Here is a 12,428-nt window from a genome sequence, read left to right as displayed (position 1 = left end):
TCCGGCGCGCGTAGCCGCGTGTTGTGACACACCTGAGCGGGCAGCGGGCGCGGGCGCACGCCGGACGCGACGCTGCGTCAGGATCGGGGGCGGGTCGCCTCTTCGAGCAGCTCGAGGACGTGGCGGTAGTCGGCGCCCGTCGCACGCGTCATGCCGAGCTCGCACGTGCGGTTGCACGACGCGTGCGCGTCGGCGCCCAGGGCCCTCACCTCGGCTGCTTCGGCGGCGGTCGCGGACGCCGTGAGTTCGGGATGCAGCATCCCGCGGTCTCCCGCGAAGGCGCAGCAGCCCCACGCGTCCGGCACCACGACGGCCGTCGCGACGGCCTCGGCCACGCGGCGCAGCGACGCATCCAGCCCGAGCTGCGCCGACGAGCAGGTCGGATGCAGCGCGAGCGTCGCGACGACGGGGGCGACGGCTCCGAGCCGGGGCAGCAGCACCCGCTCGGCGAACGCGACGGCGTCCTCGACGCGCGCGTCGACGCCGGCATCGGCGAGCAGGTGGATGAAGCCCTCGGTGCAGCTCGAGGCATCCGTCACCACGCTCAGCTCGCCGCCGCGGGTCGCGGTGGCGACGGCCTCGCCCACGCGGTGCAGCATCACGTCGCGCCCCTTCGTGAAGCCCTTGGACGTCCACGGCGTGCTGCAGCACAGCGCGTCGACGCCGTCGGGGACGATGAGCCGTACGCCCGCGCGTTCCGCGAGCAGCCGGAACGCTTCGATCACGCCGACTCCGTCGCCCGCCGGGCCGAAAATCGTGTTGACGCACGCGGGCAGGTACACCGCGACGGGGGCTTCGGGGCCGGCGCCGACCTCTGCGCCGAGCCTACTGCGGGGAGTGCCGCCGCGCGGCAGGTCGGCGGAGTAGCGGGGCACGGTGTCGGCGCCGAGGACGGTCCGGCCCACATCGGTCGCCACCGTCACGACCGGCGCGGGCAGGCGGTCGGCGAGGCTGAGGCCGGTCGAAGCGGCGCGCGTGACGCGACCCCAGGCGCGTGAAGCACCGGCCCACGCAGTCCCCGCGACCGCGCCGGCGTCCTCACGGCGCAGCCGCTTGACGAGGCTCCCGGTGTTGATCAGCACCGGGCACGCGGTCTGGCACATGCCGTCGACGGCGCACGTGTCGACCCCCGCGTAGTCGTAGTCGCGTTCCAGCTCGCGCGCGAGCGCTTGATCGCCGGATGCCTCGGCTCGGACGATCGCGCGGCGCGTGACGATGCGCTGCCGGGGTGTGAGCGTCAGGTCCTTGCTCGGGCACACCGGCTCGCAGTAGCCGCACTCGACGCAGCGGTCGGCTTCGGGCTCGATCGTGTCGGCGAGCTTGATGTGCTCGAGGTGCGCGTCGGCGTTGTCGTCGATGATGACGCCGGGGTTGAGGATCCCGTGCGGATCGCACAGGCGCTTCAGCTCGCGCATGACGTCGTACAGCTCGTCGCCGTACTGGCGGCGGACATACGCCGACATCGCGCGCCCGGTGCCGTGCTCGGCCTTGAGGTTGCCGCCTTCGCCGAGCACGAGATCGACCATGTCCTCCGTGAATCCGGAGTAGCGCGCGAGCTGATCGGACGTCTCGAACCGGTCGGTCAGCATGAAGTGGATGTTGCCGTCCTTGGCGTGCCCGAAGATGACGCTGTCGCGGTAGCCGTAGCGCGCGAAGAGATCCTGAAGGCTCGCGCACGTCGGGGCGAGACGCTCGACGGGCACGACGACGTCCTCGAGGAGGGCGGTCGTGCCGCTCGGACGGGCGCCGGCGACCGACGCGTAGAGGCCCTTGCGCAGCTTCCATGCGGCGGCGCGCTCCACGGGATCGGCCGAGAACGCGGCCGGCGTCTCGAGCGGCTGGGCCTGGAGCGTGCGGGCGCCGAGCGCGACGAGCTCGGCCAGCTCGTCATCCGCGTCCGCGTGGTACTCCACGAGCAGCGCGGCCTGCTCGCGCACCGCGAGTCCGAGGATCTGCGGGGGCGCACCTGCGAGGGTCTGCCCGACACGCAGGGACGTGGCATCCATGAGTTCCAGCGTCGCCGCGCCCGTCGCGACCAGATCCGGCAGCGCACGGGTGGCGGTGTCGAGATCGGGGAACACGGTGAGGGCCGTCGAGACCCGCGGCCGCACCGGGACCGTGCGGTAGGTGGCCTCGGCGACGAAGGCGAGCGTGCCCTCGCTGCCGACGACGAGGTGGGCGAGCAGCTGGGCCGGCGAGTCGAAGTCGAGGAACGCGTTGATGCCGTACCCCATGGTGTTCTTCATCGCGAACTGCCGTCGGATGATCTCGACCGAGTGCGGGTTCGACACGACGCGCTCGCGCAGCCGCATCAGCCGGTCGGCGAGGTCGGGTTCCGCCGCCCTGAGTGCGGCGTCCGCGTCGGGTTCCCCGGTGTCGACGACGGTGCCCGACGGCAGGACCAGGACGAGCGACTCGAGCGTCTGGTACGTGTTCTCGGTGATGCCGCACGCCATGCCGCTGGAGTTGTTGTTGACGACGCCGCCGATGGTGCACGCGATCTCGCTCGCGGGGTCGGGTCCGAGGCGGTAGCCGTGACGGGCGAGGCGCGCGTTGACCTGACGAACGGTGGCGCCGGGCTGCACGCGCACGCGCCGCCCGCCGTCGAGCACGTCGATGCGGCGAAATCGGCGGCGCACGTCGATCAGCAGGCCGTCGGTCGCGGCCTGGCCCGACAGGCTCGTACCTCCCGAGCGGAAGGTGAGCCGCGATCCGGTGGAACCGGCCGCGCGCATGAGCCGCCCGACCTCTGCGGCGTCCTCGGCGACGACCACGGCCTCGGGCGTGAGGAGGAAGTGCGACGCGTCGCTCGCGTACGAGACCCGGTCGATCATGCGCGTCTTCAGTCGCGAGGATTCGGCGACCGCACGGGCGATCGCATCGGGGACGCGCGCAGAAGGAAGCGTCGTCGATGCCGTTCGTGTCACGCGGACTCCTCTGAGCTAAACTGCAACCACATTCAATAAAGAATGGATATGCACACTCCCATGGACATGCAGACTAGTCGATCCGTCGCCGCCACCTCCACTGCCGTCGCTGACTGCTACTGGGAGAGTACGGCGCCGGGCGCCGGCCGGCGTGAGCCGCGTGCCGACGCCGTGACCGACGCCGCGGTGCTGAGCCTCAACGGCACATGGCGGTTCCGCCTCTCGCCGACCGCCGAGGGCACGGGCGCCGCGTTCCTCGCCGACGGCTTCGACGACTCCGCGTGGGATCCGATGCGTGTGCCTTCGCACTGGGTGCTCGAGGAGTTCACGCCGCTCGCCGGTGGGGGTGCGCGCCGCATGCTGGGCACCGAGGAAGGCCCGCTCTACACGAACACCGCGTACCCCATCCCCCTCGATCCCCCGCACGTGTCGACCGAGAACCCGACCGGCGACTACCGGCTCGTGTTCGATGTGCCCGCGGGGTTCGGCGCCGCGGTGCTGCGGTTCCAGGGCGTGGACTCGTGCGCCAAGGTGTGGCTCAACGGCGGGGAGCTCGGCTGGTCGACCGGCAGCCGCCTGCCGTTCGAGTTCGACGCTCCGGTGCGCGAGGGCCGCAACGTACTGTGCGTGCGCGTGCACCGCTGGTCGGCGGGCACGTATCTCGAAGACCAGGACATGTGGTGGCTTCCCGGCATCTTCCGCGATGTCGAGCTGATCGCGCGTCCCGACGGTGCGATCGACGACCACTTCGTGCACGCCGACTTCGACGCCGCGACGGGCCTGGGGACGCTGCGGGTGGATGCCTCGACCGAGGCCGTCGTCGAAATCCCCGAGCTCGGCATCCGCATGCCTGCCGGTGACACGGCGACCGTCCCGGTGGAGCCGTGGAGCGCGGAGCGCCCACGGCTGTACCGCGGCACGCTGCGATCGCGCGGCGAGACCGTCGAGCTCGCGGTCGGGTTCCGGCACGTCGAGATCGTCGACGGCGTGTTCACCGTGAACGGGCGCGCGGTGAAGCTCCGCGGTGTGAACCGCCACGAGCACCACCCCGAGACCGGCCGAGCGCTCGACCGCGACACGATGATCCAGGACATCGTGATGATGAAGCGCGCGAACGTCGACGCCGTGCGGACGAGCCACTACCCGCCGCATCCCGAATTCCTCCGGCTGTGCGACGAGTACGGGCTGTGGGTGATCGTCGAGGTGGATCTCGAGACCCACGGCTTCATCTACGAGGGGTGGGAGCACAACCCGCCCGCACTGCCGGAGTGGCGCGAGGCGATCATGGACCGTCTGCGCCGCACGGTCGAGCGCGACAAGAACCGCCCGAGCGTCGTGGTGTGGTCGCTCGCGAACGAGAGCATGACCGGAGACGGGTTCGGCGAGATGCGTCGCTGGCTCGACGAGCGCGACCCGTCGCGGGCCGTGCTCTACGAGCGCGACCCGAGCTACCGGGACTCCGATTTCTACTCGCTGATGTATCCGTCGCTCGAGCTGCTCGACGCCATCGGGCGTCGGGAGGAGCCGCGCGGCGGGCGGCTGAGCATGCACGGCATGGTGTTCGACGAGCCGGGCGCCGTGACCCCGCTCCCCGCCGGTGTCACCGAGGCCGACGAGGAGCGCCGTCGCGGACTGCCGTTCCTGCTCGTCGAGTACGCGCACGCGATGGGCAACGGTCCGGGGTCGCTCCAGGACTACTGGCGCATCATCAATGCGCACGATCGGCTGTGCGGCGCGTTCGTGTGGGAGTGGATCGACCACGGGCTCACGGCCGCCACGGCCGACGGCATCCCGTTCACGATGCACGGCGACGACGTCGACTACGAGCCCCGCGGCGGCCGCTTCAGCCTGCACGGTCTGGTGTTCAGCGACCGCACGCCGACGCCCGGACTCGTCGAGCTGACCAAGGCGCACGAGCCGTTGTCGATCGACGTGCACCCCGACCTGGTGTACATAGTGAACAACCGACACTATGTATCCACCGCAGATCTGGTGTTCCGATGGAGCCTCGCAGCCGACGGTGACGTTGTCTCGAGCGGGGTGCTTCCGGTAGGCGAGCTGGCGGCGGGTGCGTCGGCGGGAGTGCGGATTCCGGATGCCGCGACCGCCGCATACGGGCAACCGGACGCCGTGCTCACCGTCGAGGCGGCCCTGGCGGCGGCAACCCTGTGGGCACCGGCCGGCCACGTCGTGGCGTGGGGCCAGCGGGTGTTCGGGACGGGCGCCGGGGTCGAGACATCCGTCGCCGAACCCTCCGAGTCGGTCGCGGCTCCAGCCGTGGGAGGCGGAACACCGGAGAACCGGCGAGCCACCGCCGAACCCGTCGTGTCTCGGAACCATCACGGTGGTTCAGGGCCGGCCGGCCACCCAGCGACGGACGGCATCGTGCGCCTCGGCCCCGGCGGGTTCGACGCGGCGACCGGGCGACTCCTGCGCATCGGCGACCTCGAGCTCGAGGGTCCGGTGCTCGACCTCTACCGGGCGCCGACCGAGAACGACCACGGGCAGGGCGACACCAACAACGTCGCCGCAGTGTGGCGCAAGACCATGCTGCACCGGCTGCTGCACCGGGTTGATGAGGTGTCGGTCGCGGGGGACTCGCTGCGGGTTCGCGGCCGCACGGCACCGCGGACGCATCCGCACGGGGTGGCGTGGTCGATGACCTGGGCGACCGCCGGCGACGGGTTGCGACTCGACGTCGAGGTGGACTTCGTCGGGCCCTGGGCCGATACGCCCTACATGCATCGCGACATCTGGGTGCCGCGCCTCGGCCTGCTCTTCGCGATGCCCGGCATGGCCCAGCGCGTCACGTGGTTCGGTCGTGGACCGGGCGAGACCTACGTCGATTCGCACGAGGGGTCGCGCGTCGGGCGATTCTCGCGGCCGATCGACGAGCTGCAGGTGCCGTATCCGGTGCCGCAGGAGAACGGCAACCATGTGCAGACGCGCTGGCTGGAGGTCGCGGGCGGCGGGATGCCGACGCTGCGGGTCGAGGGGCGCCCCGAGTTCGACTTCACCGCACGCCGCTGGACCTCGCATGACCTCGAGCGCGCCGCCAAGCCGCACGAGCTGGTCGACTCCGGCCGGGTGTGGCTCAACATCGACCGCATGCAGCAGGGTCTGGGCTCGGCATCCGTCGGCCCCGCCCTGCCCGAGCGGTACCGGGTGCCCCGCGAACGCACGTCGTGGAGCGTGTGGCTCGGGACGCGCTGAGCCGCGGACAGATCAGGATTCCGAGGGCTCGAGCGGCAGTTCGAGCCCGTAGTTCCACGACAGGATGGCGGGCTGCTCGCGGTAGAAGCCCAGTACCGACACCGAACCGGCGTCCAGAGTGAGCTGCCCGCCGAAGCGCGGTGCCAACCGCAGGAACACGGCCGTCAGGATGCGCAGGAGGTGCCCGTGCGCGACGAGGGCGACATCCCCCTGCGCCATCGCGGGCAGCACGCGCGTGAGCACGCGCGAGGCTCGTGCGGCGACCTCTTCCACGGTCTCGCCCGGGGTGTTCCCGCGGATCACGCCGTGGGTGAAGGCGCTCCACTTGTAACCGAGTTCGTGACGGATGTCGCGGGTCGTGCGCCCTTCGTAGCCTCCGTAGTCCCACTCGGTCAGGAGAGGATCCACCTCGGCGGTAAGGCCCGCCAGTTCGGCCGTCCGTCGTGCACGCTGCAACGGCGAGCTCAGGACGAGTGAGAAGTCGTAGCCGGCGACGAGCCGGCCCGCGTTGCGGGCGAGGTTCTCGCCGCGAGCGGTGAGCGGGATATCCGTGAGCCCGGTGTGCCGGCCCTCCCTCGACCACTCCGTCTCGCCATGGCGCAGCAGAACCAGCTTCCCCGACGGGTCGTGGGGGGCAGGACGATCGGGCAGCGGATCATCGGTGGACACACCGCCACCGTAGTGTCTCGTCGCGGCGGCGCCCACGTCCCCGCGCTCCGCAGACGGCGCGGCCCCGGCCCGGGGGTGTCTGACAGAGCCTCTCACCATCGCTCGGCCCCTCGTTGAATGGAAGCGGCGGGCAGACCCGAACAGCGCCCGCCGGTGACGGCGGCCGACTCACGCCGCCGTCCTGTCTGCCGACGGAAGGAGACCTCGCTGATGCGTGGAGTTGTGATGTACGCGCCGGGTGACGTGCGGGTGGAGGAGCGCGAGGATCCCAGGATCATCGACCCGACCGATGCGATCGTGCGCCTGACGGCGACGTGCATCTGCGGATCGGATCTGTGGCCTTACCGCGGCATCGAGCCCGTGGACCGCACGCCGATGGGTCATGAGTACGTGGGCGTGGTCGAGCAGATCGGCGCGGACGTGACGAGCCTCGAGGTCGGCGACTTCGTCGTCGGGTCGTTCGTGATCTCCGACAACACGTGCGAGATCTGCCGGGCCGGCTACCAGTCCCAGTGCGTGCACCGCGAGTTCGTCGCCGGGGCGATCGGCACTCAGGCCGAGAAGGCACGCATCCCGCACGCGGACGGAACGCTGGTCGTAACGCCGAGCCAGCCGACCGACGAGCAGATGCGCCACCTCCTGGCGGCCTCGGACGTGCTCGGCACGGGTTGGTACGCCGCGGTGGCCGCCGATACCGGGCCGGGGAAGACGGTCGCGGTCGTCGGTGACGGCGCGGTCGGGCTCATGGCGATCCTCGCTGCGAAGCAGCTCGGCGCGGAGCGCATCATCGCGATGTCGCGCCACCCGGAGCGTCAGGCACTCGCACGCCACTATGGCGCCACCGACATCGTCGAGGAGCGCGGCGACGAGGGAGTGGCGAAGATCAAGGAGCTCACGGGTGGGCTCGGTGCCCACTCCGTCGTCGAAGCCGTCGGCACCCAGGAGTCGTTCATGCAGGCCGTGGGCGCGACCCGCGGCGGCGGGCACCTGGGCTACGTCGGCGTGAACCACGAGGTGCAGATCCCCGGCATCCAGCTCTTCTTCGCCGGCATCCACGCCGAAGGCGGGCCGGCGCCCGTGCGGCGGTTCCTGCCCGAGCTCATCCAGTTGATCTGGGACGGCGCCATCGATCCCGGCAAGGTGTTCGACCTGACGCTGCCGCTCGAGGAGGCGGCCGAAGGGTACAAGGCCATGGACGAGCGCCGCGCCACCAAGGTGCTGCTCACACTCTGACGGACGTAGGTTGATCCCATGAGCGGCAGCAACGAAGTGCGCGACTTCCTGATGGCACGTCGCGCGGCCGTCACACCGGAGCAGGCAGGGATGCCGGGGGGCGGTGATCGCCGGGTGCCGGGGCTTCGCCGTGAAGAGGTCGCGCTCCTCGCCGGAGTCAGCCTGGACTACTACACACGGCTCGAACGCGGCCGCATCCAGGGTGCGTCCGGGGCGGTCCTCGATGCGATCGCCGACGCGCTGCGGATGACCGATGTCGAGCGGGCGCACCTGCACGACCTAGCGCGCGGGGTTCCCGCCACTCCTGCCGCCCGCGCCCGCGGGGCGGTGCAGGGGCGGCTTCGCGAGTCGGTGCAGCGGGTTCTCGACAACATGACCGTTCCTGCCGTCGTCTACAACGCGCAGCAGGATCTGATCGCCTCCAATCTGCTCGGGCGCGCGCTGTTCGCGCCTCATTTCGACACCGACCGGCCCAACCTGGCGCGGTTCATCTTCCTGGACTCGCGAGCCCACGACTATTACGCCGACTGGCCCCTCGCGTGCAGTCTCACCGCCGCGATGCTCCGCTATCAGGCCGGTCGTGATCCGCTCAACGCAGACCTCACCGCACTGATCGGCGAGCTCGCCACCCGCAGCTCTCGGTTCCGTCAGGACTGGGCCGATCAGGGCGTGCATGAGCACCGCACGGGCACCAAGATCTACCGGCATCCCGAAGTGGGTGATCTCGAACTGAACTACGACGTCTTCGAGATGCCCGGCGAGCCGGGGCTGTCCATCGGCACGTACACCGCGATTCCCGGAAGCCCGAGCGCTGACAAGCTCGCCCTCCTCGGCAGCAGTGCGGCCACCACGCACGCGGACTCGGTGCGTCGAGAGGGGGCGGAGGCGTGACCCTCACCATCGACGATCTGCTCACCGCCCTGCGCGAGGGGCGCACCATCGCGGGCGGCTCTCCCCTGCACGAGGTGATGCACCGGGCAAGTCAAGACGCCCTCCGGATCACCGCTGAGCTCAACGGCGCGTACCACTCGCCCGAGCGTGTACGCGAGCTGCTGTCCGAGCTGATCGGCGCCACGGTCGACGACTCGGTCGTGGTGTTCCCACCGTTCTCGACGGACTTCGGCAGGGGCATCCGGATCGGCAGGCGAGTGTTCATCAACTCGGGATGCCGGTTCCAGGACCAAGGCGGCGTGACCATCGGCGACGATTGCCTCATCGGACATAACGCGGTTTTCGCCACGCTCAATCACGACCTCGACCCGAGCCGGCGTGCGGACCTGCATCCTGCCCCCGTCGTCCTCGGAGACAACGTCTGGATCGGCGCGAACGTCACGATCCTGCCCGGCGTCACCATCGGCGACGACGCCGTGATCGGCGCCGCGTCCCTCGTGACGAAAGACATCCCCGCCGGTGCCGTCGCCGTCGGCGCTCCCGCCCGGGTCGTCCGCTGGGTGAGGACGGACGAGACTCCACACCCCTAGAGGGTCGTGTGAGGAGGCGCGACGCGGTGTGGCGGCTGCGGCTGGACGACGCTCCTTCACCAACCGACGGCCGCGAGGACCTCGTGGGCGACAGCGGTCGGCGAGAGATCATCGACGTCGATCACCACGTCGTCGATCGCGGCGGCGTCGAGTTCGTTCTGGAGTACCTGGAACCGCTCGAGGAACCAGGGCAGCTCCCATTCGGCCTGCGCGCCGTGTCGCCGGCGCAGTCGCGCCTCGACGGTTCGGGGATCCGCACGCAGTCGGGTCACCAGCATCCGCTCGCTGCCCGTCGCGCGCTGGAACGCCTCGGCATCGGCGCGATTCGTGATGACGCTCGCGATCGCGAGGCGTTCGAACCCTGCTTCGCGGTAGTTGGCCGCGACGTCGGTGAGGTTGCGCAGCCCGAGGCGGAGGTTGAACGGATCGTCGGTGGGCGCCGGCCAGGCGAGGCTGAGGAAGTCGAAGTCGACGAGGGCGTGCGGCACACGTCGCTCGGCGAGGACGGCTCCCATGGCCTGCAGAGCGGCTGACTTGCCGACGCCTGTGGTGCCGTTTATGACGACCGACGAGACGCGCATGCCCCCACTCCACCACAGACGTCAGTCATCAGTAGATGCTCTCGCCTCGCTTGAGCATCTCGACGTACTCGGAGACGCGTCGGGCTCGCGACTCCGGCCGCTTGAGGTTGGCCACGCGGAAGGTGATCGCGAATCGGTTCTGCGCCGACTGGGCCGCGAACGCCTTGGCGATCTCGGGGTCCGCGTCGAAGGCATCCTGGAGCTCCGCGGGGATGGCGCCGTCGCTCTGACGATACGCGTTGTCCCATCGACCATCGGCCTTCGCGCGGTCGATCTCGGCCTGGCCCTGTGGGCGCATGCGCCCTTCCTCGATCAGCCGCGTCACGTGACCGATGTTGACCTTCGACCACAGGCTTCGCGGTCGTCGTGGCGTGAAGGTCTGCAGGAAGTAGTCGGCGTCCAGCGGCGACTTCTGCCCGTCGATCCATCCGAAGCACAGCGCGGCATCGAGGGCCTCGGCGTAGGTGATCCCGGGCTTGGTCGACGCCTTCTTCCGCAGCCGCAGTCGGACTCCGGTCGGGTCGGGGTCTGCGTCCAGCCAGGCTTCCCATTCCGCAACCGTGTCGACGTGCAGCTCGGGCTTGTCCATGCGATTTGCCATGATCGGAGGATAGTTCTGCGATCGCCCGACGCTACGCGGCAGGGCGGAACCTTCGAGGTGGCGGCTGCAGGTCGCCCCAGGCGTAGCGGCGGGCGAGCCGGGCGGGCAGAGTGATGGGCTCGCCGCCGCCACGACCACCACCATCGTCGGGTGGATGGAGGACGAAGTCGTCCCTGCCGTCGCGGGTGATACGCCAGCCACCGTGATGGAGTTGCATGTGATGCCAGCGGCAGAGCAGGATGCCGCGGTCGATATCGGTGCGGCCGCCTTCACTGTATGGGTCGATGTGATGGGCTTCGCAGTACGAGGCGGGCCGGTCGCAGCCCGTCCAGCGGCATCCGCCGTCACGAACGGCGAGCGTGAGCCGCTGTTTCGCCGAGAACAGGCGCGCCTCGCGTCCGAGGTCGAGCGGGTTGCCACGGTCGTCGAGTGTGCACGCCACGGTGCCGGTGTCGCACGCGTGTCGAGCGACCAGCCAGCCGGGAAGCGTCGTGTCCGTGTCTTCGAGCAGTGCGACCGCGGCACTTCCCGAGGTTGCGTCGTCGAGCGCGGCCGCGGTCGCGACGATGCGAAGCCCCGCCCGTCGCGAGCCGAAGACGGTCTCGGCGTCGGCGAGCGCACCAGCCCGGAGCACATCGAGCATCAGATCGTAGGCGAGCTGGTCGTTCGTCCGCGGGTCGGTGGCGAGCTCTTCGGCGCGCGCCTTCTCCTGCGGATCGACGAACCGCGGTCCGCCGCGGCGGGGTCGCAGCGCGGTGTCGATGATGGACTCGATCCACGCTCCGCCCTCGTCTTCGAACGTGAAGCTGCCGTGACGGATGCCGTCGCGATCGGTCCATCGGCGGAACGAGCGTGCCTCGAAGCGCTGCTCGAACCGTCGCTCCGCGCCGGCGGGATCGAGCAGGTCGCGGATCGCCCGTGCCGCGCCTGCGAGCTCCTCGACGGTGCGGCTGGCAGCCTCGTCGATCAACTGCGTCGCCGCGGTCTCCCACGCCGCCCGCACCTCCGCCGCCGGCGATACGGCGGGCGCGATCTCGGCCGATGATCCCTCACCTGCCTCCGCCGCGACGGGAGGTTCGCCGAGTCCGCGGTAGATGGCGTCGTGCTGGGCGGACGTGAGCATCCCGGTCATGAGCGCGTCGGCGAGCACGGCGTGCCACGGCCGGTCGGTCACCGCACGCGGCGCGTCGCCTGAAGCCGCCGCATCCGTCCCGAGGTCCACGGCGGATTCCGCGCCGTCGAAGTCGTCGGGATCGGCAGGCACGGATGCCACGGCCGCCGCGAGCGCTTCGCCGAGCCGCACCTGCTTGGCCGCGTCGGCGCGGGTCGAGCCGGTGAGGTCCTGGATCAGCGACACCGTGGACCGGTGACCGCGCTTCTGCGCCATCCCACCGTGCCCGGCGTCGCGAGCCGAGCGCGACGCGATCACTCCCGTACCGGCGATACGGATGCACTCGCCGCCGCGCACGAGCACGCTCGCCTGCTCGATGAGGGCGAGCACCTCGCCATCGGCGAAGCCCTGCACGGCCGCCGGGATGTCGATGGCCTCGACGTCGTCTCCGACCGCCGCGCGCAGCGCGTCCAGTGCCGTCTGCAGATCGGAGAAGAATGCCATACTCAATCATGACACGTGGCTCAGACATTCGTATGTATGAGCGACCGACCTGTGGATGAACACAAGAGCGAACGACGGGAGCCGATCGCACTCGCGGATCGGCCCCCC

General features: G+C 70.5%; 9 protein-coding genes. 4 read left to right on the top strand and 5 right to left on the bottom strand.

Going from position 1 to position 12,428, the window contains the following annotated elements; translation table 11 throughout:
• Window positions 1-77: 77 nt before the first annotated feature.
• On the bottom strand, window positions 78-2,834 hold the full coding sequence (locus AC3ANN_RS16640; RefSeq protein ID WP_488340858.1) for an FAD-binding and (Fe-S)-binding domain-containing protein: 2,757 nt from the start codon (window positions 2,832-2,834) through the stop codon (window positions 78-80).
• Window positions 2,835-2,975: 141 nt separating this feature from the next.
• Here AC3ANN_RS16640 and AC3ANN_RS16635 point away from each other — a divergent pair, with 141 nt between their 5' ends.
• Complete coding sequence (locus AC3ANN_RS16635; RefSeq protein ID WP_488338493.1) at window positions 2,976-6,140, top strand: glycoside hydrolase family 2 TIM barrel-domain containing protein; 3,165 nt, start codon at window positions 2,976-2,978, stop codon at window positions 6,138-6,140.
• 12 nt (window positions 6,141-6,152) lie between these two features.
• Here AC3ANN_RS16635 and AC3ANN_RS16630 read toward each other — a convergent pair whose 3' ends face one another.
• Window positions 6,153-6,809, bottom strand: a complete 657-nt coding sequence (locus tag AC3ANN_RS16630) for a histidine phosphatase family protein (protein ID WP_488338492.1) — start codon at window positions 6,807-6,809, stop codon at window positions 6,153-6,155.
• Between the two features lie 210 nt (window positions 6,810-7,019).
• On the opposite strand from AC3ANN_RS16630, the gene AC3ANN_RS16625 reads away from it, so the two are divergent.
• Genes AC3ANN_RS16625 through AC3ANN_RS16615 form a run of 3 tightly spaced genes read left to right on the top strand, consistent with a single transcriptional unit; the run spans window position 7,020 to window position 9,523 of the window.
• Window positions 7,020-8,042 carry a zinc-dependent alcohol dehydrogenase family protein gene (locus AC3ANN_RS16625; protein ID WP_488338491.1) on the top strand — a complete coding sequence of 341 codons (1,023 nt, stop codon included), beginning with the start codon at window positions 7,020-7,022 and terminating at the stop codon, window positions 8,040-8,042.
• A gap of 18 nt (window positions 8,043-8,060) precedes the next feature.
• Window positions 8,061-8,933, top strand: coding sequence for a helix-turn-helix transcriptional regulator (locus AC3ANN_RS16620; RefSeq protein ID WP_488338490.1), 873 nt, complete (start codon window positions 8,061-8,063; stop codon window positions 8,931-8,933).
• Entirely contained in the window at window positions 8,930-9,523 is a 594-nt protein-coding gene (locus tag AC3ANN_RS16615; RefSeq protein ID WP_488338489.1) for a DapH/DapD/GlmU-related protein, read from the top strand. The genes AC3ANN_RS16620 and AC3ANN_RS16615 overlap by 4 nt, the downstream gene beginning before the upstream one ends.
• Before the next feature lie 56 nt (window positions 9,524-9,579).
• Here the strand turns inward: AC3ANN_RS16615 and AC3ANN_RS16610 are convergent, their stop codons facing one another.
• Genes AC3ANN_RS16610 through AC3ANN_RS16600 form a run of 3 tightly spaced genes read right to left on the bottom strand, consistent with a single transcriptional unit; the run spans window position 9,580 to window position 12,320 of the window.
• Window positions 9,580-10,104 (bottom strand): hypothetical protein, encoded by a 525-nt coding sequence (locus tag AC3ANN_RS16610; RefSeq protein WP_488338488.1) that lies wholly within the window; start codon window positions 10,102-10,104, stop codon window positions 9,580-9,582.
• Between the two features lie 28 nt (window positions 10,105-10,132).
• Window positions 10,133-10,705, bottom strand: coding sequence for a YdeI/OmpD-associated family protein (locus AC3ANN_RS16605; RefSeq protein WP_488338487.1), 573 nt, complete (start codon window positions 10,703-10,705; stop codon window positions 10,133-10,135).
• Window positions 10,706-10,736: 31 nt separating this feature from the next.
• The gene (locus AC3ANN_RS16600) at window positions 10,737-12,320 is read right to left on the bottom strand and encodes an HNH endonuclease signature motif containing protein (protein WP_488338486.1); all 1,584 of its coding nucleotides are present in this window, start codon (window positions 12,318-12,320) and stop codon (window positions 10,737-10,739) included.
• Window positions 12,321-12,428 lie beyond the last annotated feature (108 nt).

It is taken from the genome of Microbacterium sp. STRO-2N, from assembly GCF_057747775.1.
This window is presented reverse-complemented; position numbering and strand designations above follow the sequence as displayed.

Bases quoted from the DNA above. Each gene is read 5' to 3' on its own strand.
- AC3ANN_RS16610 (WP_488338488.1), bottom strand. From the start codon at position 10,104: ATGCGCGTCTCGTCGGTCGTCATAAACGGCACCACAGGCGTCGGCAAG.
- AC3ANN_RS16640 (WP_488340858.1), bottom strand. From the start codon at position 2,834: ATGATCGACCGGGTCTCGTACGCGAGCGACGCGTCGCACTTCCTCCTC.
- AC3ANN_RS16600 (WP_488338486.1), bottom strand. From the start codon at position 12,320: ATGGCATTCTTCTCCGATCTGCAGACGGCACTGGACGCGCTGCGCGCG.
- AC3ANN_RS16605 (WP_488338487.1), bottom strand. From the start codon at position 10,705: ATGGCAAATCGCATGGACAAGCCCGAGCTGCACGTCGACACGGTTGCG.
- AC3ANN_RS16620 (WP_488338490.1), top strand. From the start codon at position 8,061: ATGAGCGGCAGCAACGAAGTGCGCGACTTCCTGATGGCACGTCGCGCG.
- AC3ANN_RS16625 (WP_488338491.1), top strand. From the start codon at position 7,020: ATGCGTGGAGTTGTGATGTACGCGCCGGGTGACGTGCGGGTGGAGGAG.
- AC3ANN_RS16635 (WP_488338493.1), top strand. From the start codon at position 2,976: ATGCACACTCCCATGGACATGCAGACTAGTCGATCCGTCGCCGCCACC.